Raw genomic sequence first — 23,326 nt, forward strand, 5'->3', positions numbered from 1 at the left:
TGAACGGGATCACATCACCGATTCGTAGGAGGCGAGTTGCCTGTTTTGGGGTGAACTTCGGGGCTCGGAGGGTTTTGGCGGTGCGTAGTCTGTGCGGCATGCACACCACCGGGAACCAAGCGGCGCCTGGGGAGCGTCGTGGTCCCCGGTGCAGTACGGGTGAATGCAGCAACGACCGCATCCGTACTTCGGGGGGACCGGAAACCACTGCCGTTTCCAGGCGCGCACGGGTGCGCCTGCCCGAGGAGTAATCGTTCGATGAGCGAGCACCGTCGCAAACCGCCGCAGCCGCAGGGAGGCGGACGTGCCGCGGCCCGACGCGGCCAGCCCGGTCCGTCCTCCGGCCGCCGTGCGGCACCGCGAGGCGCCACCGGGTCTTCCGCCGATTCCTATGGGGCCGGTTCCTATGGATCGGGCTCGCGCGCCTCAGGGGGTGAGGAGCGCGCCTACGGCGGCCGTGCCGAGGCACGCCGGGCGGCGCAGAGAGGCGGCGGCCGGCGCAGGGCCGCCAACAACGCGGGTCCGGGTGGGACAGGTCCCGGGCGGGGCCGAGGCCGTGGGGCGGCGGCGCCCGCCAAGAAGCGGTTCATCGACTACCCCCGCGCGGGCAAGTACGGCTGGCACCGCTGGGTACCGTCCTGGAAGCTCGTCTCCGGGCTGTTCATCGGCTTCGTGGGGAGCCTGGTCGCCATCGCCGGCATCGGCTTCGCGATGGTGCAGGTCCCCAACGAGAACATCGCCGCCCAGTCGCAGAACAACGTCTACTACTGGGCCGACCACACCCGGATGGTGGCCACCGGCACCGGTGTGAACCGCCAGAACGTCACCATCGACAAGATCCCCCAGGCCATGCAGTGGGCCGTGATCTCGGCGGAGAACAAGAGCTTCTACCAGGACTCGGGCGTCGACCCCATGGGTATCGCGCGCGCCCTGGCCAACATGGCGCGAGGCGGTCAGACGCAGGGTGGTTCGACCATCACCCAGCAGTTCGTCAAGAACACGTACCTCAGCCAGGACCAGACGGTCACCCGCAAGTTCAAGGAGATGTTCATCTCCATCAAGGTGGGCACGAAGTTCTCCAAGCCGCAGATCCTGCAGGGCTACCTGAACACCTCGTACTACGGCCGTGGTGCCTACGGCATCCAGGCCGCCGCGCAGACGTACTACGGCAAGGACGCGGTCAAGCTCCAGCCGTCCGAGTGCGCCTTCCTGGCGGCGCTGCTGAAGGGCCCGACGTACTACGACCCGGCCGGTAACGCGGACCTCGACCCGAACGCGAGCGCGTCGGCCAACCGCAAGCGCTCGGAGGAGCGCTGGTCCTGGATCCTCGGCGAGATGCACAAGGACAAGCACCTCACCGACGCCCAGTACCAGGAGGCCATCAGCAAGGGGTATCCGATGCCTCAGGGCCGCAAAGCGACCAAGGGCATGACCGGCCAGGTCAGCTACCTGGTCGACACGGCCAAGAAGTACGTGCTGAACCACTCCGACATCTCGGAGCAGGCGTTCGACCAGGGCGGCTACGAGATCTACACGACCTTCGAGAAGAACAAGGTCAACGCCCTGTCCGACGCCGTCAAGAAGATCCAGAAGGAACGCCTCCACCCCAAGACCGAGCCCAAGGACAAGTACGTCCAGTTCGGCGCGGCGTCGGTGCGGCCCAAGGACGGGGCGATCGTCGCCCTCTACGGCGGTGACGGCTACGAGAACGGCCACTTCACCAACAACGCGGACACCTCGGGTGTCCCCGTCGGTTCGACGTGGAAGCCGTTCGTGCTGGCCGCGGCCATGGAGTACGGCACGTACAAGTCCGACGGCCAGCCCGTCTCCCCGCTGAGCAAGTACAACGGCAACGACCACCTCAAGGTCAGAAGGCCGGACGGGTCGTACTACCTCAACAAGGACAACTCGATCTTCTACCAGAAGAACGAGAGTCCCCACCCCTGGGGCTACATCACCCTGCGCAAGGCGATGGAGCAGTCCATCAACACCCCGTTCGTGCAGCTCGGTGTCGATGTGGGGATGGCCAGGGTGCGGGATGTCGCGCGCTCGGCCGGCATCCTCGACCAGAGCATGTCGAAGGACCTGAACCCGTCCTTCGCCATCGGTACCTCCACCCCCAGCGCCATCCGCATGGCCGACGCCTACGCGACGTTCGCCGCCTCCGGCAAGCAGACGGACCCCTACTCGGTCACCGCCGTGAAGCACGACGGCACGGAACTGCCGGGCTTCACCAAGCCGAAGACCAAGCAGGCGATGGAGTCGGCCGTGGCCGACAACGTCACGGACGTCCTGCAGAACGTCATCCAGAACGGTACGGGTAAGAACGCCAAGGCCCTGGGCCGTACGGCGGCGGGCAAGACCGGTACCACCGACAAGAACAAGTCGGCCTGGTTCGTCGGGTACACCCAGCAGCTGTCGACCTCGGTGGCGATGTTCCGTGAGAACCCCAAGGACCACGAGCTGCTCTCCATGAACGGCACGGCGGGAGTGGACTCCATTCACGGTGGTGACATCCCGACCTCGGTGTGGACCGAGTACATGCTGGACGCGCTGAAGAACCAGAACGACCCGGGCTTCCCCGAGCCCACCAAGATCGGCACGATCCAGGACGAGGCCGGCGCCCCGTCCCCGACCCCGTCGGTCACCATCACGCCGAGCCAGTCCCCGAGTGACACGCCGAGCCCGTCGCAGAGCGAGACGATCACTCCCTCGCCCTCGGCGAGCAAGACGTGCAACAGCTGGAACTGGAAGTGCGACCCCACCACCGGAGGCACGGACACGGGCGGCACGACCGGAGGTGTGACCCCCAGTCCCTCCGTCAGTGATTCGACCGGGACCGGCACCACCAAGGGCAATGGCAACGGAGGAGGCATCTTCGGAGGCCAGACCGGCTAGCCCGGCCGCCCGACCGGTTGGCGGTCATTTCGACCGGCACGGGTGTTTCACGTGAAACAAGGGCCGCCGCACCGACGAGGTGTGGCGGCCCTCGGCGTTTTCTCAGGCAGGTACGGCAGGATGTGGTGCATGCCCAGTGCAGAAACGACGCCCGCGCGCGTGCACGAGCCGGAACCGGTACGGCCGACCCGGGAGGACGAGGTCGCCGCAGCCGGCAGCGAGCTGATCGGCGGCCCCATCGGGCGGCGTGCCCTGCTCGGGACGTCCTGGTGGACGCCCGTACGGATCGTCGCCCTCGTGGCGATCGGCATGTTCGCCCTCGGCCTGGTCCAGAAGGCGCCCTGCTACAACAGCGGCTGGTTCTTCGGTGCCAGCTCCCAGTACACGCACGCCTGCTACTCGGACATCCCGCACCTCTACCAGGGGCGTGGCTTCGCCGACGGGCTCGTGCCGTACTTCGACCGGCTCCCCGGCGACATGGACTACCTCGAATACCCGGTGCTGACCGGTGTGTTCATGGAGGTCGCCGCCTGGCTCACACCGGGCAGCGGCAGCATCCAGGAACAGGAGCAGTGGTACTGGTTCGTCAACGCCGGGATGCTGATGGTCTGCGCGGCGGTCATCGCCGTCTGTGTGGCCCGTACGCATCGCCGGCGCCCCTGGGACGGGCTGCTGGTCGCCCTCGCGCCCGCTTTCGCCCTGACCGCCACCATCAACTGGGACCTGCTGGCGGTGGCACTGACGGCCGCCGCGATGCTCATGTGGTCGCGGGGCCGTGCCCTTGCCTTCGGCGTGCTGCTGGGGCTCGCCACGGCCGCCAAGCTCTATCCCGTCGTCCTGCTCGGCCCGCTGTTCGTGCTGTGCTGGCGGGCCGGCAAATGGCGGGAGTTCTTCCAGGCTCTGGGCGGTGCCGTCGTCGCGTGGCTCGTGGTGAACCTGCCGGTGATGCTGTTCGCCTTCAAGGGCTGGTCGAAGTTCTACACGTTCAGCCATGACCGGGGCGTCGACTTCGGCTCCTTCTGGCTGATCTGGGCGCAGAACTCCAACGACCCGCCCACCACCGGCTTCGTGAACAACACGGCCACGGCGCTGGTGATCCTGTGCTTCCTCGGCATCGGAGCGCTGACGCTGACCGCCCCGCGCCGCCCGCGTTTCGCCCAGCTCGCGTTCCTGATGGTGGCGGCCTTCATCCTCACCAACAAGGTCTACTCCCCGCAGTACGTCCTGTGGCTGGTCCCGCTGGCGGCCCTCGCCCGGCCCAAGTGGCGGGACTTCCTCATCTGGCAGGCGTGCGAGGTGGCGTACTTCCTGGGCATCTGGACGTACCTCGCCTACACGACCAGCGGCGACGCCCACAAGGGCCTGCCGACGCACGGCTACCAGTGGGCGATCGCGCTGCACCTGCTGGGCACGATGTACCTGTGCGCCGTCGTCGTACGGGACATCCTCATGCCGGAGCGGGACGTGGTGCGCCGGTCCGGGGACGACGATCCCTCGGGCGGGGTCCTCGACGGCGCGGAGGACGTCTTCGTGTTCGGCGCGGCGGCCCATCCCCCGCGGCACGCCGCGTATGTCCAGGCGCCTCAGGTGGACTGGGGGCACCCGGAACCGCCGCCGCACGAGGACCGTTCGCTCTGAGCGAACCCGCTCCGTCCCCCAGGGGTATGAAGAAGGCCGTGCACGAGCGATGCGTGCACGGCCTTTTCTCGGTCGCGGCGGTTGCGGGGCTGCGGCGGTCGCGGGGCTGCGGCGGCGCCCGGACTAGTGGTCCACGAGCCGGTCGAACTGCGTGGTGGTGTGCCGCAGATGGGCCACCAGCTCGTCGCCGACCTTCGGCTCGGGGGCGTCGGCGGGCACGAACAGGATCGACACCTGCATGTGCGGCGGCTCGGCGAACCAGCGCTGCTTGCCGCCCCAGACGAACGGGGAAAGGTTCCGGTTCACCGTGGCGAGGCCGGCCCGTGCGACGCCCTTGGCGCGCGGCATGACGCCGTGCAGGGCCTTCGGGGCCTCCAGGCCCACCCCGTGCGACGTACCGCCCGCCACGACCACCAGGAAGCCGTCCGAGGCCGCCTTCTGCTGCCGGTAGCCGAACCGGTCGCCCTTCGCCACGCGCGTGACGTCCAGGACCGCGCCGCGGTACTCGGTGGCCTCGTGGTCCCCCAGCCACAGCCGCGTGCCGATACGGGCGCGGAAGCGGGTCTGCGGGAACTGCTGCTGGAGCCGGGCGAGTTCCTCGGCCTTGAGGTGGCTGACGAACATCGTGTGCAGCGGCAGCCGGGCCGCGCGCAGCCGGTCCATCCAGCCGATGACCTCCTCGACGGCGTCCGAGCCGTCGGTGCGGTCCAGCGGCAGATGGATCGCGAAGCCCTCCAGGCGGACGTTCTCGATGGCCTGGTGGAGCTGCGGCAGGTCCTGCTCGCTGATGCCGTGCCGCTTCATCGAGGACATCACCTCGATGACGACACGGGCGCCCACGAGGCCGTACACGCCGTCGACCGACGACACCGAGCGGATCACCCGGTCCGGCAGCGGCACGGGCTCCTCACCGCGCCGGTACGGCGTCAGCACCAGCAGGTCACCGCCGAAGAAGTCCTTGACGCGTGCGGCCTCGTACGTGGTGCCGACGGCGAGGACGTCCGTGCCCAGACGCGTGGCCTCCTCCGCCAGCCGTTCGTGTCCGAAGCCGTAGCCGTTGCCCTTGCAGACCGGGACGAGGCCCGGGAACTGCTCCTGCACGTGCTTGTGGTGCGCCCGCCAGCGCGCGGTGTCGACGTAGAGCGTGAGCGCCATGGCCGGACCCGGAACCTTTCTCGTGGCTGCGGTGGTGGAGAGGGATGAGAACTGTGAAGGCTATGGAATCAAACGCCCGGGCTCAACGGCGCGACATGTAGATGTCGAGCGCCTTGTGGAGCAGCTTGTTCAGCGGGAAGTCCCACTCGCCGAGGTACTCGGCCGCCTGCCCACCGGTGCCCACCTTGAACTGGATCAGACCGAAGAGGTGGTCGGTCTCGTCCAGCGAGTCGGAGATGCCGCGCAGGTCGTAGACGGTGCCGCCGAGCGCGTAGGCGTCGCGCAGCATCCGCCACTGCATCGCGTTCGACGGCCGCACCTCGCGGCCGATGTTGTCGGAGGCGCCGTAGGAGTACCAGACGTGCCCGCCGACGATCAGCATGGTCGCCGCGGAGAGGTTCACGCCGTTGTGGCGGGCGAAGTACAGCCGCATGCGGTTGGGGTCCTCGGTGTTGAGGGCCGTCCACATGCGCTGGAAGTACGACAGCGGGCGCGGCCGGAAGTGGTCGCGCACGGCGGTGATCTCGTACAGCCGCTGCCACTCCGCCAGGTCCTGGTAGCCGCCCTGGACCACCTCGACGCCGGCCTTCTCGGCCTTCTTGATGTTGCGGCGCCACAGCTGGTTGAAGTTCTTGTGGACCTCTTCCAGGGAGCGGTTGGCGAGCGGCACCTGGAAGACGTAGCGGGGCTGCACGTCGCCGAAGCCGGCGCCGCCGTCCTCGCCCTGCTGCCAGCCCATGCGGCGCAGCTTGTCGGCCACCTCGAAGGCGCGCGGCTCGATGAAGTCGGCCTCCATGTCGCGCAGGCGCTTCACGTCCTGGTCCTGGATGCCCTTCTTGATGGTGTCCGCGTTCCAGCGACGGATGATCACCGGCGGACCCATCTTCACGGAGAAGGCGCCCTGCTGCTTGAGGTGGGCCAGCATCGGCTGGATCCAGTCGTCGAGGTTCGGCGCGAACCAGTTGATGACCGGACCCTCGGGGAGGTACGCGAGGTAGCGCTTGATCTTGGGCAGCTGGCGGTACAGGACCAGGCCCGCGCCGACCATCTCGCCGGTGCGCTCGTCGAACCAGCCGAGGTTCTCCGAACGCCACTCCGCCTTCACGTCGGCCCAGGCCGGGACCTGCATGTGGCTCGCCGCCGGCAGGCTCTGGATGTAGGCCAGATGTTGCTCGCGGCTGATGGTCCTCAGGGTCAGGCTCATGTCGGGGCGCTCCTCGGGCTGGTGTGTCCCCATGGGGTCAGGGGCTCCGGCTCTCGCGCCGAAGCCTACTGCGCCGTGCGAGCGCCCCGACTGGGCGTACGGCACCTTCGCCCCGGCCTCGCGGGCCGCCGGGGCGTGCCGTGGCGTGGACGAAGGTGCCGTCAGGGTGGCGACGGGCGGCCTCAGCTGCCGATGACGCCGCCGAAGAGCCCGCCGTTCGCCATGCCGATCAGGAAGCCGACCCCCGAGGCACCGAGACCCAGGATCAGACCGGTCCGCTCGCGCGTGGTCTCCGAGACCCACTGTCCGTACGCGCCGACCACGATCCCCACCAGGCCGGCCCAGGAGGTGAGGAGGTGGAGGCTGTGGAAGAACGAAGTGACGAACGACAGCACGCCCAGGACCAGCGTGATCGCCATCAGGGTGTCCTGGAGCGGATGGGGCTTGCCGTCGGTGGCGAACAAGGATCCGACGGTGTTGGGTCGCAATGCCTGCTGTGCCATGTGGCACCTCCTGCGGATCGCGGCGCACTGTAGCGCCATACACACCCGATGTGTACAGATTGGCGGTCCCCACCGCCGGATTTCAACCGGAAGCCGCTGTGCAGGTAGTCTGTACCGTCTGCACCGGTGTCTGCCCAGACCTTCCCAGGTCACTGCGGGGATCCCCAGCGGAGCCCCCCGATTGTCAGTGGTGGCCGATACCGTTGCGTACGCATCACAACCCTCCTGCCACGGAACGACCGTGGCCGCTGAGTCCAAAGGAGGTGGGTTCCACATGCGTCACTACGAGGTGATGGTCATCCTCGACCCCGATCTGGAGGAGCGCGCTGTCGCCCCCCTGATCGAGAACTTCCTCTCCGTCATCCGTGAGGGCAACGGCAAGGTGGAGAAGGTCGACACCTGGGGCCGTCGTCGTCTCGCGTACGAGATCAAGAAGAAGCCCGAGGGCATCTACTCGGTCATCGACCTGCAGGCCGAGCCTGCGGTCGTGAAGGAGCTCGACCGCCAGATGAACCTGAACGAGTCGGTCCTCCGGACCAAGGTCCTCCGCCCCGAGACCCACTGAGCTCTCCCGCTCAGCTGATCTCGGGATTCGAGTAGCAAGCAAGCAGCCAGAGCAAACCCGCCGAGAGGTTCCCCATGGCAGGCGAGACCGTCATCACGGTCGTCGGCAATCTTGTCGATGACCCCGAGCTGCGCTTCACCCCGTCCGGTGCGGCGGTCGCGAAGTTCCGCGTCGCGTCCACTCCCCGCACCTTCGACCGCCAGACGAACGAGTGGAAGGACGGCGAGAGCCTGTTCCTGACCTGCTCGGTCTGGCGTCAGGCGGCGGAGAACGTCGCCGAGTCGCTCCAGCGAGGCATGCGCGTCATCGTGCAGGGCCGGCTGAAGCAGCGGTCCTACGAGGACCGTGAGGGCGTCAAGCGCACGGTCTACGAACTGGACGTCGAGGAAGTCGGCGCCAGCCTGCGCAACGCCACGGCCAAGGTCACCAAGACCGCCGGTGGTGGCGCGCGCGGTGGCCAGGGCGGTTACGGCGGCGGTGGCGGCCAGCAGGGCGGCGGCTGGGGCGGTGGCCCCGGTGGCGGCCAGCAGGGCGGCGCTCCTGCCGACGACCCGTGGGCGACCGGCGCTCCCGCCGGTGGCCAGCAGGGTGGCGGCGGCTGGGGCGGTGGCTCCGGCGGCGGTGGCGGCTACTCGGACGAGCCCCCCTTCTAGGTCCTCGGACCGAGGGCGGGTCGTACCCAAACTTCTTGATCACACAGGAGAAACACCATGGCGAAGCCGCCTGTGCGCAAGCCGAAGAAGAAGGTCTGCGCTTTCTGCAAGGACAAGGTCACGTACGTGGACTACAAGGACACGAACATGCTGCGGAAGTTCATTTCCGACCGCGGCAAGATCCGTGCCCGCCGCGTGACCGGCAACTGCACGCAGCACCAGCGTGACGTCGCCACGGCCGTGAAGAACAGCCGTGAGATGGCGCTGCTGCCCTACACGTCCACCGCGCGCTAAGGGAAGGGTGACCGACTCATGAAGATCATCCTCACCCACGAGGTCTCCGGCCTCGGTGCCGCCGGCGACGTCGTCGACGTCAAGGACGGTTACGCTCGCAACTACCTGATCCCGCGGAAGTTCGCTATCCGCTGGACCAAGGGTGGCGAGAAGGACGTCGAGCAGATCCGCCGCGCCCGCAAGATCCACGAGATCCAGACCATCGAGCAGGCCAACGCTGTGAAGGCCCAGCTCGAGGGCGTCAAGGTCCGCCTGGCCGTCCGCTCCGGCGACGCCGGTCGTCTCTTCGGTTCCGTCACCCCGGCCGACATCGCTTCCGCGATCAAGGCTTCCGGTGGCCCCGAGGTCGACAAGCGCCGCATCGAGCTGGCCGCCCCGATCAAGACCCTGGGCGCCCACGAGACGTCCGTGCGTCTGCACCCCGAGGTGGCCGCCAAGGTCAGCATCGAGGTCGTCGCGGCGTGACGCTGCGCTCGGTCTGAGCAGCTGAGAGAGGGGTCGCCCCTGCGGGGCGGCCCCTCTTCGCGTTCGGTGCCGGGTCGTCTCGTGTTCGGTGCCCGGGTTCATCCCGCGTTCGGTGCGGGGGGTCCGGCTGGGCACGGCATGTTTCACGTGAAACCGGGACGGCGGGACGGTGTGGGCCGGCTGGTCCGCTCAGCGGGTCGCGCCTGTCACGATCCACCGGCCCGAACGGGCGCGCAGCCAGAGGGTCAGCATCCGGACCGCCATCATGAGCGTCATGGCCGCCCAGAGCGTCGTGAGTCCGCCGCCGAGCGTGGGCACGAGCAGCGCCGCCGGCGCGAACACCACCAGGGTCAGGACCATCGCCCGGGCCAGGTAGGGGCCGTCACCGGCGCCCATCAGGACGCCGTCCAGGACGAACACGATCCCGCACAGGGGCTGGGCGAGCGCCACGAGAAGGAGCGCGGGCAGAGCCGCGTCCTTGACCACGGAGTCGCTGGTGAACAGCGGGAGGAAGAGCGGCCGGGCGGCCACCACGAGCAGGCCGAGGGCGACACCGGTCGCGATGCCCCACTGGACCATCCGGCGGCAGGCCTCGCGGGCACCTCGGGAGTCGTTCGCGCCGAGGTAGCGCCCGATGATGGCCTGACCGGCGATCGCGATCGCGTCGAGGGCGAAGGCCAGCAGGTTCCACAGGGACAGGACGATCTGATGGGCGGCGATGTCGGCGTCGCCGAGGCGCGCGGCCATGGCCGTGGCGATCATAAGAATCGCCCGCAGGGACAACGTGCGGACGAGCAGCGGAGCACCGGCCTGGGCCGAGGCTCTGATGCCGGCGAGGTCCGGACGCAGCGAAGCCCGGTGACGCCGCGCTCCGCGCACGACCACACGGAGATAGACGGCCGCCATGCCGCACTGTGTGATGACCGTGCCCCAGGCCGAGCCCGCGATGCCGAGTCCGGCGCCGTAGACGAGGACTACGTTGAGCGCGGCGTTGGCGATGAACCCGGCGACGGCGACGTACAGCGGCGTTCTGGTGTTCTGCAGACCGCGCAGTACACCGGTGGCGGCGAGAACGGTCAGCATCGCCGGTATGCCCAGTGCCGAGATGCGCAGGTAGGTGGTCGCGTAGGGGGCGGCGGTGGCGGAGGCGCCGAAGGCGTCCACGATGCCGGGTGTCAGGGGCAGGACGAGCGCGATGACGGCGGCGCCGAGGAGCAGCGCCAGCCAGATGCCGTCCATGCCCTGGCGGAGAGCCGCCCGCAGATCGCCGGCGCCGACGCGGCGGGCCACGGCGGCCGTGGTGGCGTAGGCGAGGAAGACGAAGACGCTCACGGCGGTGGTGAGGAGGGCCGAAGCCACGCCGAGGCCGGCGAGCTGAGCGGTGCCGAGGTGGCCGACGATCGCGCTGTCGGCCATGACGAAGAGGGGCTCGGCGACCAGCGCGCCGAAGGCCGGGATCGCCAGCGCGACGATCTCTCGATCGTGCCGTCGGCCGGTGGCCTGGGGGATCGCTGGAGCCTGTGTCATGAGCACTAATCTAATCGTCCACAGGTAAGAGATGCAATTGATGAGTGCCCCTTACGATCGGTCGCGGAGCGTGTCGCTTCGCGCAGCGTTCGAAGCGATCTTGGCCCGACTGGGGAAGTTTTTCTTCTGCACAGCCGGTGGACGGTAAAGGGGCTGGTCAGAGCGGTGTCGTCAATGCGGGAGAGGGCTTGTTCACAAGGCTGTCCACCGGGTCGTGCACAGGTTTCGGCGAGTTCTCCACAGCATCGGGCCCGTCGTCCACATGGCCTGTGGATAACCAGATTGGCTGACGCCTCCGACGGGCCTACCGTTGTCCGGCGCCCGCTCCTTGCCTCGGCCTCGGAAACGTCACAAATCCGACGTGGCAGAACCGGAGTTGGGCCTCTCAATTTGTCAGTGCCGTGCCGTACAAAAGAGGGCATGGCGAGGTCCGCCGCGCGGACGGGAGGAGGTGGCTCGGTGAGCATTTCCGAGCCCTTGGACGATCCGTGGGCCGACAGCGGACCCAGCGATCGTCTGCCCGCCTCCCGCCGGCGCGGTGACGTCCGCGGCCGTGACGAACAGCACGACCGCGGCCGGGAGAACGGCGGCTGGGACGGCGGGGGATCCTCCTTCGAGCGGGTTCCGCCGCAGGACCTGGACGCCGAGCAGTCCGTCCTGGGCGGCATGCTGCTGTCCAAGGACGCCATCGCCGACGTCGTCGAGATCCTCAAGGGCCACGACTTCTACAAGCCCGCGCACGAGACGATCTACCAGGCGATCCTGGACGTCTACGCGAAGGGCGAGCCGGCCGACCCCATCACCATCGCCGCCGAACTCACCAAGCGCGGCGAGATCAACAGGGTCGGCGGCGCCGCGTATCTGCACACGCTCGTCCAGACCGTGCCGACGGCGGCGAACGCCGAGTACTACGCGGAGATCGTCCACGAACGGGCCGTCCTGCGCCGTCTCGTGGAGGCCGGCACCCGGATCACGCAGATGGGATACGCGGCCGACGGCGACGTCGACGAGATCGTCAACAGCGCCCAGGCCGAGATCTACGCCGTCACCGAGCAGCGCACCAGCGAGGACTATCTGCCGCTCGGCGACATCATGGAGGGCGCCCTCGACGAGATCGAGGCGATCGGCTCGCGCAGCGGCGAGATGACCGGTGTGCCCACGGGCTTCACGGACTTCGACTCCCTGACCAACGGTCTGCACCCGGGCCAGATGATCGTCATCGCCGCGCGTCCCGCCATGGGTAAGTCCACTCTCGCGCTGGACTTCGCGCGGGCCGCGTCGATCAAGCACAACCTTCCGAGCGTCATCTTCTCCCTCGAAATGGGCCGCAACGAGATCGCGATGCGCCTGCTCTCCGCCGAGGCACGCGTCGCCCTGCACCACATGCGGTCCGGCACGATGACCGACGAGGACTGGACGCGCCTGGCCCGCCGGATGCCGGACGTCTCGGCCGCCCCGCTCTACATCGACGACTCCCCGAACCTGTCGATGATGGAGATCCGCGCCAAGTGCCGGCGCCTGAAGCAGCGCAACGACCTGAAGCTGGTCGTCATCGACTACCTCCAGCTGATGCAGTCCGGCGGCTCCAAGCGCGCCGAGAGCCGCCAGCAGGAGGTCTCGGACATGTCCCGTAACCTCAAGCTCCTCGCCAAGGAGCTGGAGATCCCGGTCATCGCGCTGTCCCAGCTCAACCGTGGCCCCGAGCAGCGCACCGACAAGAAGCCGATGGTCTCCGACCTGCGTGAGTCGGGATCCATCGAGCAGGACGCGGACATGGTCATCCTGCTGCACCGCGAGGACGCCTACGAGAAGGAGTCCCCACGCGCGGGTGAGGCCGACCTGATCGTCGCCAAGCACCGAAACGGCCCCACGGCGACGATCACGGTCGCCTTCCAGGGCCACTACTCCCGTTTCGTGGACATGGCACAGACCTGATCCCGACCGGCGGCCGGGAAAATGGCCTGCTGCGGGGCAAACGCAGCGGGTGGCGAAATGAACTCGACGCGCGCCGCCGCAGCGGATGGACTGGGCGCATGACGACATCCCAGGAAGAGCTTCTCCCCGCGACCCGCCGGGCGCTGGTGCACCGGATCGCCGTCGCGCAGGCCGAAGGACGGGCGCCCTCGCTGGTCGCCGCGGTCGTGCGGGGCGGACGGGCCGTGTGGCACGGGGCACGGACCTCGGTGGACGGCCATGGGCCGGACGAGAACGTGCAGTACCGGATCGGCTCCATCACCAAGACCTTCACCGCCGTGCTGGTGCTGCGGCTGCGCGACGACGGACTGCTGGATCTCGGTGACCCGCTGGAGAAGCATCTGCCCGGCACCGGAGCCGGCGAGGCGACCATCGCCGAACTGCTCGCCCACACCGCCGGGCTGGCGGCCGAATCGCCCGCGCCTTGGTGGGAGCGGACCCCGGGCTCGCTGCGGCCCGAGCTGAGCGATGTCCTCGGTGCACAGCCCCTCCTGCATCCCGTCGGGCGCCGCCACCACTACTCCAACCCCGGCTACACCCTGCTCGGCGCACTCGTGGAGGAGCTGCGCGGCGCCCCCTGGGAGGAGGTGCTGCGCGCCGAGGTACTCGAACCGCTGGGCCTGCACCGCACGAGCGCCCAGCCGCAGGCACCGCACGCGGGCGGCTGGGCGGTGCACCCCTGGGCCGACGCGCTGCTGCCCGAGCCGCTGGAGGATCTCGGCCGGATGGCACCGGCCGGGCAGCTGTGGTCAACCACCGGTGACCTCGCGCGGTTCGCCGCCTTCCTCGCCACGGGAGACGACCGCGTGCTGAGCGCGGAGTCGGTACGGGAGATGCGCACCCCCGCGGCACCCGCGGAGGCCATGGACGTGGTGGACGGGGCCACCTACGGCCTGGGCCTGCAGATCCAGCACCGCGCCGGCCGGCTTCTGGTCGGCCACTCCGGCTCGCTGCCGGGCTTCCTGGCGAACCTCACCATCAGCGTGGACGACGACGTGGCCGCGGTGGTGCTGGCCAACTGCACCAGCGGCCCGCTGCTCGGAGCCGTGGGCGCCGATCTGGTCCGGATCGTCGCCGAGGCCGAGCCGCGCATCCCCGAGCCGTGGCGCCCGCTTGCCGAAGTCGACCCGGCCGTCCTGGAATTGGCCGGTCCCTGGTATTGGGGTACGCAAGCCGTCGCTCTGCGCGTGAGTGCCGACGGCGTCATCGCGTTGGCTCCGCTGACCGGGGGCGGCCGCAGGGCCCGCTTCCGATCGAACGGTGACGGCACGTGGACGGGCCTGGAGGGTTATTACGCCGGGGAGTTGCTGCGGCCCGTGCGGCGCCCGGACGGGTCGGTGAGCCATCTCGACCTCGGGTCATTCGTGTTCACCCGGCAGCCGTACGACCCGGAGGCTCCCGTGCCCGGTGGAGTGGATCCGCAGGGATGGCGGGGGATCGGGCGGTCGTAGCCGACAGCGGCCAACGCAAAGCGGCCTGTTTCACGTGAAACAGGCCGCTCATTGCTTTGTGTGCCGCGCGTGGGTGCCCAGGGTGCCCTGGGCACCCCAGGTCCTCCTAGTGGTGCCCCGCGCGGGCGGTCAGAAGCGCAGCTTGAAGCCTTCGTGGGACGCGGTGAAGCCGAGCCGCTCGTAGAAGCGGTGTGCGTCGGTGCGCGACTTGTCGGACGTGAGCTGCACCAGGTGGCAGTCGAGGCGCCGCGCGGTGTCGATCGCCCACCGGACGAGTTCGCTTCCCAGCCCGCTGCCGCGCTCGTCGGCGTGGATGCGGACGGCCTCGACGATCGCTCGGGTCGCTCCCTGATGGGAGAGCCCGGGGACGAGCGTGAGCTGCAGCGTTCCGATCACGCGGTCCTCGCGGACGGCGACGACGAGATGCTGGTTGGGGTCCGTCTCCAGGCGTTTGAACGCCGCCAGGTAGGGCGTCAGGTCGTCGGGTGACTCCCGCTGGGCGCCCAGTGGATCGTCGGCGAGCATGGCGACGATCGCCGGGACGTCGTCCTCGGTCGCCCGCCGTATTTCAAGATCTCCCATGACCCGCACCCTACGCGGGCACGTTCAGGGTCTCCACGACCCGCACCAGCGGCGCCAGTTCGGGCTGCGTGGCCGCCTGGTCCAATGCCTCGCGCAAAGCGGCGTCATTGGTGGGCCGCGCCTCCTCCAGGAGCTTGAGGCCCGCATCGGTGACGTTCGTGTAGATGCCGCGACGGTCGGTGGGGCACAGATAGCGCTCCAGCAGACCGCGGTCCTCCAGGCGGGTCACGAGCCGTGTGGTGGCGCTCTGGCTGAGCACGACCGCGTCGGCGACCTGCTTCATCTGAAGATGGCCGCCCTCGTCGTCGTGCTGCCGGCTGAGCACGTCGAGCAGGGAGTACTCGCGCACGCTGAGGTCGTGCTTGGCCTGCAGGGCGCGCTCGATGTGCGCCTCGATCCTCCCGTGCAGCAGGGAGAGGGCGCACCAGCCCTGGGCGAGGGCGGTGAGCGCGGGGTCTGTCGCAGTCATGGGCGTTCTCCTCCGTCCCGGAGCGGCTCACCTCCAGAGTAGAGCACGGCCGCAATATCCAGCGGTTGCACTTAGAGCGCGTCTGCAACTATTGTGAACGAACGCAAAGCGCTCCTGCAATCGTCTGGGAAGGTGTACCCCTCCATGCCTCTCGCGCTTTTGGCCCTCGCGATCGGGGCCTTCGGAATCGGAACGACCGAGTTTGTGATCATGGGTCTGCTGCCCGAGGTCGCGGGTGACTTCGGCGTCTCCATCCCCACGGCGGGCCTGCTGGTGACCGGCTATGCCCTCGGCGTGGTCGTCGGCGCCCCGCTGATGACCGCCCTCGGCACCAAGGTCTCGCGCAAGCGGATGCTGATGCTGCTGATGGTCCTGTTCGTCGCGGGGAATCTGATCTCGGCCGTGGCCCCCGCCTTCTCGGTCATGCTCATCGGACGCGTGGTCGCCTCCCTCGCCCATGGCGCCTTCTTCGGCATCGGCTCGGTCGTCGCGGCCGACCTGGTGGCCCCGGACAAGAAGGCCGGCGCCATCGCGATGATGTTCACCGGACTGACCGTCGCCAATGTCGTCGGCGTCCCGCTGGGCACCCTCATCGGGCAGCACGTCGGCTGGCGCGTCACCTTCGGCATCGTCGCCGCTCTGGGCGTCGTCGGCCTCGCCGGCATCGCCAGGCTGGTGCCGGAGATGCCGAGACCCGAAGGTGTGCACCTGCGGCACGAGCTGGCCGCCTTCAAGAACGCCCAGGTCCTGCTCGCCATGGCGATGACCGTCCTCGGCTTCGGCGGCGTCTTCGCGGCCATCACCTACATCGCCCCGATGATGACCCACATCGCCGGCTTCGCCGACGGCTCGGTCACCTGGCTGCTGGTCCTGTTCGGCCTCGGCATGGTCGGCGGCAACCTGATCGGCGGCAGGTTCGCCGACCGTGCCCTGATGCCGATGCTCTACGTCTCCCTGGGCGCCCTGGCCGTCGTCCTCGCCCTCTTCACGCTCACCGCGCACAACAAGACCGCGGCCGCCGTGACCATCGCCCTGATCGGCGCCCTGGGCTTCGCGACCGTCCCGCCCCTGCAGAAGCGCGTCCTCGACCAGGCGCACGGCGCCCCTACCCTCGCCTCGGCCGTGAACATCGGCGCCTTCAACCTGGGCAACGCCCTCTCCGCCTGGCTCGGCGGCATGGTCATCGCGGCCGGCTTCGGCTACACCGCCCCCAACTGGGTCGGCGCCGCCCTTGCCGCGGCCGCCCTGGTCCTGGCCGTCCTCTCGGCCGCCCTGGAGCGCCGCGAGGGCGCGACCGGCACCGTCGTGGCCTCCGGAACGCCCGCAGATCAGCGCACGCCGGTCCACCACTGAGCCCCCGGCAAACCACTGAGTCCCCCCGGGCATGGGGACGCCGGTCCACCACCGAGCCCGCCGGCACCACTCCACCTCACACCGGCAACACCTGAGTTCAACCCAGTACCACCCAAGGAGAACCAGCCATGAGCACCACCACCGTCGCCCCGCTCACCATCGAGGACGCCGAGCTGCTCGTCGCCACGGCCCGGCGCGCGGCAGAGGACGCCGGAGTGACCGTCAGCGTCACCGTCCTGGACGCCGGCGGGCATCTGCTCGCCTTCCGGCGGGACGACCGGGCCGTGCTGATCTCCGGCGAGACCAGCACCCGCAAGGCCTACACGGCGCTCCAGCTGAACACGGCCACTGCCGACCTGGTCGACGCCGTGCAGCCCGGCGGCCTCTTCCACACGCTGCCCACGGCCCTGGACCGGCCCCTGCTGTTCATCGCCGGCGGTGTCCCCGTCCACCGGGACGGCCGTCTGATCGGCGCGATCGGCGTCGGCGGCGGTGCGCCCGAGCAGGACCACGGCTTCGCCACCACGGCCGTGCGGGCGCTCGTCTGATCGCGACCCGCACACCATGACGACGCCGGCCCCCGCCCTGGAGCGGGGGCCGGCGTTCGTCGTGCGGAAGGTCAGCCCGCGGCCACCGTCAGCGGGGCGAACCGGCGCGTCCAGTCCCCGGGAAGGTCCGTGATGCCGTAGGTCATGACGGCGTTGAAGGCCACGGACTCCAGTCCCCGCTCCTTCGTCCAGGCAAGAAGCTCCTCGTGCCGTACGTCGATGTCGGTGCGCAGCGGCCGGTCGGTGTGGGCGGCCAGCGAGGCGACGAGAGCCTTGGCCGTGTCCGTGTCGCGGGCGATCAGCGGCCCTACGACATGCGTCTCCATGTTGGGCCAGGCGGCGGCGTAGCCGATGATCCGGCCACCGTCTTCCGCCACGCGCAACTGGTCGGCGAAGGCGGGCAGGCGGGTGATGAGGGGAGTGCGGTCGGCGCCGAACACCTCCTCGTCGAGACGCAGGATCGCGGGCAGGTCCTCGGCGGTGGCGGCACGGGTCGCCACCCGTGTCTCCGGCCCGCCCGGCACGAAGTGGCCTCGCAGCATTTCCGCCCGGCCCGTGACCTTGAACCCCAGCTCCTCGTACAGCGGTCGGCCGTTGGGCGTGGCGTGCAGGGTCAGGGGCGTGGTGCCCATGGTCGCTACGACATGCCGCATCAGGCGGCGCCCCACGCCCTTGCGGGCATGACGCTCGGCGACGAGGACCATGCCGATGGCGCCGAGATCCGGCCGTCCCCAGGAGCCGTACGTCGTGACGGCGCATGCGGCGACGAGTCCGCCGTCCGGATCGTCGATGCCGTACCCCTGTCCGGCCGTGAGGAGGAGGCCCCACTTGTGTTCCTCGCGTGGCCACCCCCGGTCTTCGGACAGGTCGGCGCAGGCGGTCAGGTCGCGTGGCGTCAGACGGCGGATGGGCAGAGCGGCGAGGGAAGGAGTCGACACGCAGGTCAGGCTGTCCGACAGGCACCCTCGGCGTCCACCCGTTTCGACGTAGACGCAGGCGCTTTTGGCCATGCCGTGGCCCGGCGCACAGTTCCCGGACAGGCAGGATTCAGGGGCGTTTCACGTGAAACATCGCGAGCCCATTAGCCTACGGGCCCATGGCGAGACTTCATCTCTTCGATCTCGACGGCACATTGCTCCACGGGACCACTGCTCCGGTGGAGATTTCCCGCCAGTTGGGACGGGAGGCGGAGACCGTGGCACTGGACCGGGCGATCGCTGAGGGGAGGATAGGTCCGCCGGAGTACGCGACCCAGGTGTACGACCTGTGGGCCGACCTGACCGAGGCGCATGTGACCGCGGCCTTCGAGGCGGCGCCCTGGCTGGCCCGTATCCGCGAGGTCTGGGCGGAGATCCGAGACGCCGGTGACTACTGCGCCGTGGTGTCCCTCTCGCCCCTCCTTCTTCGTCGAACGCCTCCTTGGCTGGGGTGCGCACGCGGCCTACGGATCCCGCTTTCCCGCCGTGCCGTTCACCGAGCCCGTCGACCCGGCCGGGGTGCTCAGCGCCGCTGCCAAGGTGACCATCGCGGACCGGCTCTGCGAGGAGTTCGGTGTGACCCGAGCGGACTGTGTCGCGTACGGCGACTCGTCATCGGACAAAGATCTGTTCGCCGCCGTACCGGTGTCCGTCGCCGTCAACGCCGACGGGCATCTGGCAGGACTCGCCACCCACTCGTACGCGGGACGGGACCTGTGGGATGCCTACGAACTGGTGAGCCGTCCCGGGTAGTCGTTCGCCGCGCGATGGCCGAGATCGCTCCCGTCACCGACCACGACCCGGTCGAGGAGCCGATCGTCACCGACGCCTGACCGGCCGGGGGCTATCCGAGGTCGGGGGCGTGCATGGCGCGGACGCCTTCGATGTTGCCGTCCAGGTAGTGGCGCAGCGACAGCGGGACGAGGTGGACGGAGGCGATGCCGACCCGGGTGAACGGGACACGGACGATCTCGTACTCGCCGGCCGGCGCGTCCACTTCGGGGCCGTGGCGCAGCGACGGGTCCATGGATTCCAGCCGGCAGACGAAGAAGTGCTGCACCTTCACACCGGTCGCGCCGCCGTCCTCACCGATGTGCTCCACGGTGTCCACGAAGCAGGGCACCACATCGGTGATCTTGGCGCCGAGTTCCTCGTACACCTCGCGGTGCAGGGCGTCGACGACGGTCGGGTCCTCGGGTTCGACTCCGCCACCGGGGGTGACCCAGTAGGGATCGATGCCGGGCTTGGTGCGCTTGATCAGGATCAGGTCGTCACCGTCGAGGAGGACGGCACGGGCGGTGCGCTTGACCACGGGTCGGACGGTCATGGGAGAAATGTGGCCCGGCTGGTTCCACGTGAAACATCGCATGGTGCTGTCGCTCGAGTGCACGGGTGACTGCCGGGAGGGGTCGCTCAGCCCCAGCCCACGGCCGCCCGGTGGAGCCACTCGTGCGCTCGCGCGATGTGCGGCATGGCGAGGGTGCCGGTGCGCACCACCAGGAAGTACGTCCTCAGCGGCGGGACCGCCGGGTCGTGCAGCATCACGACCTCGTCGCGGTCGAGGGCGGGGGCGCAGAGGTAGCGGGGCAGTACCGCCAGGCCCGCGCCCGCGCTCGCGCAGGCGAGCACCGCGCGGAGATCGGGGACGATGACGGTGCCCGAGGCGGCCGGGCGTGAGTCGAAGACGGAGGCCCAGTACCGCGAGACGAGGGGCAGCGACTCGTGGACCTCGACGACGGGCAGGTTCTCCAGAGCGGGTGCGCCCTTGAGCCGCAGCGCCTCCGGGCCGATCCGCTCAGCCCAGCGCGGGGCGGCGACCAGCACATGCTCCTCGTCGCACAGGGGGCTGGCCGTGAGCAGGGCCCCGCGCGGCCGGGCGGTGCTGATGGCCAGATCGTGATGGCCGGCGGCCAGCCCCTCCAGTGCCTCCTCGGCGGTGCCGAAGGAGGCCCGCAGCGCGAAACCCTGGCCGTCGTCGCCGGTGAGTTCCGTGAGGGCGGGAAGGGCGCGTTCGGCGGTGAACTCAGGGGGGCCGGCCAGGTGCAGCGTGCGCAGCGAGGACTCGTCGTCCAGGCCGCTCTCGGCTATCTCCACCAGGGCGTCGAGATGGGGCGCGGCCTTGTGGGCGAGTTCGTCGCCCATCGTCGTGGGCGTCACCCCGCGGGCCTGGCGCAGGAACAGGGGGCGGCCCAGCTGGCGCTCCAGGGTGCGGATCTGGGAGGTGACGGCGGGCTGGGACAGGCCCAGCAGGGCGGCGGCTCGGGTGAAAGAACCGGCCCGGTGCACGGTGACGAAGGTGCGCAGCAAGGCCAGATCCATGGCAGGCCCCTCCCCTTCCCTGCCTTCCTCCAGCCCCCCAGGCAGGCCCCAACTATAAATAAGTCGATAGGTCTCTGTCGTTACCGTGATTGGACACTGACGCAGAGTCAACTAGCCTTGGTGGCGCGGTTCTTCGCGCGCAGAACCGTAGACGGTCCGAGCCACGAGGGGGGAGGCTCGGACCGTCCCGTACGGGCGTCCCGGGCGCGGGACGCCGCCTGGCTCACTCGGCGGACTCGTCCAGGGCGCGCAGTATGTCCGCCACCAGGTCCTCGGGATCCTCGGCGCCCACGGACATACGGATGAAGCCCTCCGGGACCGGATCCCCGCCCCAGCGGGCACGTCGTTCGGCCGTGGAGCGCACCCCGCCGAAGCTCGTCGCGTCCTCGACCAGGCGCAGCGCCGCCAGGAAACGCTCGGCACGCGCGCGCGTGGGCAGCGTGAAGGAGACCACGCAGCCGTAGCGGCGCATCTGCTGCGAGGCGATCTTGTGCGCAGGGTCGTCGGGCAGCCCCGGGTGGCGCAGCCCGGAGATCTCGGGCCGCTGCCGCAGCGCCTCGGCCACCGCGAGAGCGGTGGCGTTCTGCCGGTCGACACGCAGTTGGAGGGTGGCGATGGACCGGTGCGCGAGCCAGGCCTCCATCGGCCCGGAGATCGCCCCGACGATCTTCCGCCAGCGGCGCACGGCGCCCATCGCCCCGGCATCGCTCCCGGCGACGTAGCCCAGCAGGATGTCCCCGTGCCCGGTCAGCTGCTTGGTGCCGCTGGCCACCGAGAAGTCGGCGCCCAGCTCCAGCGGGCGCTGCCCGAGCGGGGTGGCGAGGGTGTTGTCCACGGCCACCAGGGCGCCCCGCGCGTGGGCCGCCTCCACCAGCCGCCGGATGTCGCACACGTCGAGTCCCGGGTTCGACGGCGACTCGATCCACAGCAGCCGCGCCCCGTCGAGCGCGTCCAGCTGGGCGTCGCCGGCCGTGGGCGCGGTGCGCACCTCGATGCCGTACGCCTCCAGCTGCGCGCGGACCAGCGGCAGCACCTGGTAGCCGTCGGAGGGCAGCACGACGGCGTCACCGGCGCGCAGCTGGGAGAACAGCACCGAGGAGATCGCCGCCATGCCGGAGGCGAACACCAGGGTCTCGACGTCGTCCCGCCCGGGCGCCTCCAGCTCGCCGATGGCACGCTCCAGGAGCGTCCAGGTCGGGTTGTCGTCCCTGCCGTACGCGTACGGACCCGTCACCTCACCCGGCAGGTGGAAGTGCGCGGCGAACACCGGTCCGGGCAGGGTCGGCTCGTGCTTGACCGGCTCGGGCAGGCCCGCGCGCACCGCGCGCGTGCCGTCACCGGTGTGCTTCGTGTCCTTGGGGGCGTCACTCATCCGGGCCGTCCCTCCAGCTGCTCCCGTACGGAGGCGAGCAGTCCGGTGCTCGCCTCCTCCACCATCGCAAGGCACTCCTCGAAGCCGTCCCGGCCCCCGTAGTACGGGTCCGGCACGTCGAGGTCGCCACCGGCCACGGGGTCATAGGAACGCAGCAGGCGCACCTTCAGGGCGTCCTCCTCGGTGGGCGCGAGGCGGCGCAGGGCCTTGAGATGGCCGGTGTCGAGGGCGATCACGAGGTCGCGGTCGGCGAACCAGGAGGGCTGGAACTGCCGCGCGGTGTGCTCGGTGCCGTAGCCGTGCTCGTCGAGGACCGAGACGGTGCGCGGGTCGGCGCTCTCGCCCTCGTGCCAGCCGCCGGTGCCGGCGCTGTCGACCTCGACCAGGTCCTCGAGCCCGGCCTCCGCCACACGCGCGCGGAAGACCGATTCGGCCATCGGCGAGCGGCAGATGTTCCCGGTGCACACGAAACAGACGCGGTAGGCCATGACGCGTTCAGTCCTCGTCGGGCAGCACGAGGTGCAGCGCCCACGAGACGATGGAGATGATCAGACCGCCCAGCACGGCCGTCCAGAAGCCGTCCACGTGGAAGCTCAGGTCGAGCTTGCCGCACACCCAGGAGGTCAGCAGCAGCATCAGCGCGTTGACGACCAGGGTGATCAGCCCGAGGGTCAGGATGAACAGTGGGAAGGTGAGCACCTTCACGATCGGCTTGACCAAGAAGTTCACCAGGCCGAAGACCAGTGCGACAAGGATCAGCGTGCCGATCTTCTTGCCGGTGCTGCCACCGGTGAGGGTGATCTTGTCGAGCAGCCACACGGCGACCGCCAGGGCGCCCGCGTTGGCGATCGTCTTGACTACGAAATTCTTCATGTGTCTGATCGTGGCAGACCAGATCGATGCTGAGCAGGGAGCGAGGGCGGACAACTGAGATGAAGGCATTCCGGCTGGACGAACTGGAGGCGGAACGCGCCGCCAACGAGGGGGCCTACCTTCAGTTCCTGCGGGAGCGGAACATGTCGGTCGGCCTGTACGCCCTCAACGCGGGCGAGCACGACCCGCAGAAGCCGCACAACCAGGACGAGGTGTACTTCGTCGTCAGCGGCCGCGCGTCGATCACGGTCGGTCTGGAGACCACGCAGGTGGCACGGGGCAGCGTGGTGTACGTGCCGGCCGGTGTGGCGCACAAGTTCCACCACATCAGCGAGGACCTGAGGGTTCTGGTGGTCTTCTCTCCGCCTGAGGCGTGAGCGCGGCCCTCAGGGTTCCCTCAGGGGTGGTTCAGGGGAGGACAAGGGGTGCGAGGCCCCCGCGGGGCCCCCTCGCGGCCCTAGCATCGAGAGCAGACATCGAGAACTGCCGACGTAAAGGACGAGGCG

Annotated in this window: 23 protein-coding genes and 1 pseudogene; 12 read left to right on the forward strand and 12 right to left on the reverse strand. The window is 69.5% G+C overall.

Annotation, left to right across the window (positions count from 1 at the left end):
* The first annotated feature begins 258 nt into the window (after nucleotides 1-258).
* The gene (locus ABZ865_RS17770) at nucleotides 259-2,898 is read left to right on the forward strand and encodes a transglycosylase domain-containing protein (protein WP_361230883.1); all 2,640 of its coding nucleotides are present in this window, start codon (nucleotides 259-261) and stop codon (nucleotides 2,896-2,898) included.
* Between the two features lie 129 nt (nucleotides 2,899-3,027).
* Entirely contained in the window at nucleotides 3,028-4,536 is a 1,509-nt protein-coding gene (locus ABZ865_RS17775; protein WP_361230885.1) for a glycosyltransferase 87 family protein, read from the forward strand.
* A gap of 123 nt (nucleotides 4,537-4,659) precedes the next feature.
* Here the strand turns inward: ABZ865_RS17775 and ABZ865_RS17780 are convergent, their stop codons facing one another.
* The 3 genes from ABZ865_RS17780 to ABZ865_RS17790 all read right to left on the reverse strand — a co-directional run bounded on the left by ABZ865_RS17780 (nucleotide 4,660) and on the right by ABZ865_RS17790 (nucleotide 7,398).
* On the reverse strand, nucleotides 4,660-5,691 hold the full coding sequence (locus tag ABZ865_RS17780; protein ID WP_361230887.1) for an alanine racemase: 1,032 nt from the start codon (nucleotides 5,689-5,691) through the stop codon (nucleotides 4,660-4,662).
* 82 nt (nucleotides 5,692-5,773) lie between these two features.
* Entirely contained in the window at nucleotides 5,774-6,895 is a 1,122-nt protein-coding gene (gene femX, locus ABZ865_RS17785) for a peptidoglycan bridge formation glycyltransferase FemX (RefSeq protein WP_100827174.1), read from the reverse strand.
* A 182-nt stretch (nucleotides 6,896-7,077) separates the two neighbouring features.
* Nucleotides 7,078-7,398: a hypothetical protein gene (locus ABZ865_RS17790; RefSeq protein ID WP_361230889.1), complete on the reverse strand. Its 321-nt coding sequence runs from the start codon at nucleotides 7,396-7,398 to the stop codon at nucleotides 7,078-7,080.
* A gap of 274 nt (nucleotides 7,399-7,672) precedes the next feature.
* Between ABZ865_RS17790 and rpsF the strand changes: the two genes are divergently transcribed.
* The 4 genes from rpsF to rplI all read left to right on the forward strand — a co-directional run bounded on the left by rpsF (nucleotide 7,673) and on the right by rplI (nucleotide 9,375).
* Nucleotides 7,673-7,963, forward strand: a complete 291-nt coding sequence (rpsF, locus tag ABZ865_RS17795) for a 30S ribosomal protein S6 (RefSeq protein ID WP_361230891.1) — start codon at nucleotides 7,673-7,675, stop codon at nucleotides 7,961-7,963.
* 74 nt (nucleotides 7,964-8,037) lie between these two features.
* Complete coding sequence (locus ABZ865_RS17800) at nucleotides 8,038-8,616, forward strand: single-stranded DNA-binding protein (protein ID WP_361230893.1); 579 nt, start codon at nucleotides 8,038-8,040, stop codon at nucleotides 8,614-8,616.
* 57 nt (nucleotides 8,617-8,673) lie between these two features.
* Nucleotides 8,674-8,910 (forward strand): 30S ribosomal protein S18, encoded by a 237-nt coding sequence (gene rpsR, locus ABZ865_RS17805; protein WP_003949403.1) that lies wholly within the window; start codon nucleotides 8,674-8,676, stop codon nucleotides 8,908-8,910.
* Between the two features lie 18 nt (nucleotides 8,911-8,928).
* Complete coding sequence (gene rplI / locus ABZ865_RS17810) at nucleotides 8,929-9,375, forward strand: 50S ribosomal protein L9 (RefSeq protein ID WP_361230896.1); 447 nt, start codon at nucleotides 8,929-8,931, stop codon at nucleotides 9,373-9,375.
* Nucleotides 9,376-9,564: 189 nt separating this feature from the next.
* On the opposite strand, the gene ABZ865_RS17815 is transcribed toward rplI, so the two are convergent.
* Nucleotides 9,565-10,902: an MATE family efflux transporter gene (locus ABZ865_RS17815; protein ID WP_361230898.1), complete on the reverse strand. Its 1,338-nt coding sequence runs from the start codon at nucleotides 10,900-10,902 to the stop codon at nucleotides 9,565-9,567.
* 459 nt (nucleotides 10,903-11,361) lie between these two features.
* On the opposite strand from ABZ865_RS17815, the gene dnaB reads away from it, so the two are divergent.
* Together dnaB and ABZ865_RS17825 are read left to right on the forward strand one after the other, a co-directional pair.
* Nucleotides 11,362-12,837 carry a replicative DNA helicase gene (gene dnaB, locus ABZ865_RS17820; protein ID WP_100827168.1) on the forward strand — a complete coding sequence of 492 codons (1,476 nt, stop codon included), beginning with the start codon at nucleotides 11,362-11,364 and terminating at the stop codon, nucleotides 12,835-12,837.
* 98 nt (nucleotides 12,838-12,935) lie between these two features.
* Nucleotides 12,936-14,327, forward strand: coding sequence for a serine hydrolase domain-containing protein (locus ABZ865_RS17825; RefSeq protein ID WP_361230901.1), 1,392 nt, complete (start codon nucleotides 12,936-12,938; stop codon nucleotides 14,325-14,327).
* A gap of 129 nt (nucleotides 14,328-14,456) precedes the next feature.
* Here ABZ865_RS17825 and ABZ865_RS17830 read toward each other — a convergent pair whose 3' ends face one another.
* Both ABZ865_RS17830 and ABZ865_RS17835 read right to left on the reverse strand, forming a co-directional pair.
* Complete coding sequence (locus tag ABZ865_RS17830) at nucleotides 14,457-14,909, reverse strand: GNAT family N-acetyltransferase (protein ID WP_361230903.1); 453 nt, start codon at nucleotides 14,907-14,909, stop codon at nucleotides 14,457-14,459.
* Between the two features lie 10 nt (nucleotides 14,910-14,919).
* Nucleotides 14,920-15,378 (reverse strand): MarR family transcriptional regulator, encoded by a 459-nt coding sequence (locus ABZ865_RS17835; RefSeq protein ID WP_361230905.1) that lies wholly within the window; start codon nucleotides 15,376-15,378, stop codon nucleotides 14,920-14,922.
* Between the two features lie 144 nt (nucleotides 15,379-15,522).
* Between ABZ865_RS17835 and ABZ865_RS17840 the strand changes: the two genes are divergently transcribed.
* Nucleotides 15,523-16,731 (forward strand): MFS transporter, encoded by a 1,209-nt coding sequence (locus ABZ865_RS17840; protein WP_361230907.1) that lies wholly within the window; start codon nucleotides 15,523-15,525, stop codon nucleotides 16,729-16,731.
* 128 nt (nucleotides 16,732-16,859) lie between these two features.
* Nucleotides 16,860-17,279 carry a heme-binding protein gene (locus ABZ865_RS17845; RefSeq protein WP_361230909.1) on the forward strand — a complete coding sequence of 140 codons (420 nt, stop codon included), beginning with the start codon at nucleotides 16,860-16,862 and terminating at the stop codon, nucleotides 17,277-17,279.
* Between the two features lie 71 nt (nucleotides 17,280-17,350).
* Here the strand turns inward: ABZ865_RS17845 and ABZ865_RS17850 are convergent, their stop codons facing one another.
* On the reverse strand, nucleotides 17,351-18,217 hold the full coding sequence (locus ABZ865_RS17850; RefSeq protein WP_361230911.1) for a GNAT family N-acetyltransferase: 867 nt from the start codon (nucleotides 18,215-18,217) through the stop codon (nucleotides 17,351-17,353).
* A gap of 158 nt (nucleotides 18,218-18,375) precedes the next feature.
* Between ABZ865_RS17850 and ABZ865_RS17855 the strand changes: the two are divergent.
* Nucleotides 18,376-19,009, forward strand: a pseudogene (locus tag ABZ865_RS17855) (HAD-IB family phosphatase).
* Between the two features lie 91 nt (nucleotides 19,010-19,100).
* Here ABZ865_RS17855 and ABZ865_RS17860 read toward each other — a convergent pair.
* The 5 genes from ABZ865_RS17860 to ABZ865_RS17880 all read right to left on the reverse strand — a co-directional run bounded on the left by ABZ865_RS17860 (nucleotide 19,101) and on the right by ABZ865_RS17880 (nucleotide 22,820).
* A complete protein-coding gene (locus tag ABZ865_RS17860) occupies nucleotides 19,101-19,583 on the reverse strand; it encodes an NUDIX hydrolase (protein ID WP_361230913.1) in 483 nt (160 codons plus the stop codon).
* 86 nt (nucleotides 19,584-19,669) lie between these two features.
* Complete coding sequence (locus ABZ865_RS17865) at nucleotides 19,670-20,575, reverse strand: LysR family transcriptional regulator (RefSeq protein WP_361230915.1); 906 nt, start codon at nucleotides 20,573-20,575, stop codon at nucleotides 19,670-19,672.
* 223 nt (nucleotides 20,576-20,798) lie between these two features.
* Entirely contained in the window at nucleotides 20,799-21,947 is a 1,149-nt protein-coding gene (locus ABZ865_RS17870; protein ID WP_361230917.1) for a cystathionine gamma-lyase, read from the reverse strand.
* Complete coding sequence (locus tag ABZ865_RS17875) at nucleotides 21,944-22,435, reverse strand: low molecular weight protein-tyrosine-phosphatase (RefSeq protein ID WP_361230919.1); 492 nt, start codon at nucleotides 22,433-22,435, stop codon at nucleotides 21,944-21,946. Before ABZ865_RS17875 ends, ABZ865_RS17870 begins: the two co-directional genes overlap by 4 nt.
* A gap of 7 nt (nucleotides 22,436-22,442) precedes the next feature.
* Complete coding sequence (locus ABZ865_RS17880) at nucleotides 22,443-22,820, reverse strand: phage holin family protein (RefSeq protein ID WP_361230921.1); 378 nt, start codon at nucleotides 22,818-22,820, stop codon at nucleotides 22,443-22,445.
* A 59-nt stretch (nucleotides 22,821-22,879) separates the two neighbouring features.
* On the opposite strand from ABZ865_RS17880, the gene ABZ865_RS17885 reads away from it, so the two are divergent.
* Nucleotides 22,880-23,197 (forward strand): cupin domain-containing protein, encoded by a 318-nt coding sequence (locus ABZ865_RS17885; RefSeq protein ID WP_100827154.1) that lies wholly within the window; start codon nucleotides 22,880-22,882, stop codon nucleotides 23,195-23,197.
* Nucleotides 23,198-23,326: the final 129 nt, after the last annotated feature.

The sequence above is a fragment of the Streptomyces sp. NPDC047085 genome, from assembly GCF_040643735.1.
GTDB lineage: Bacteria > Actinomycetota > Actinomycetes > Streptomycetales > Streptomycetaceae > Streptomyces.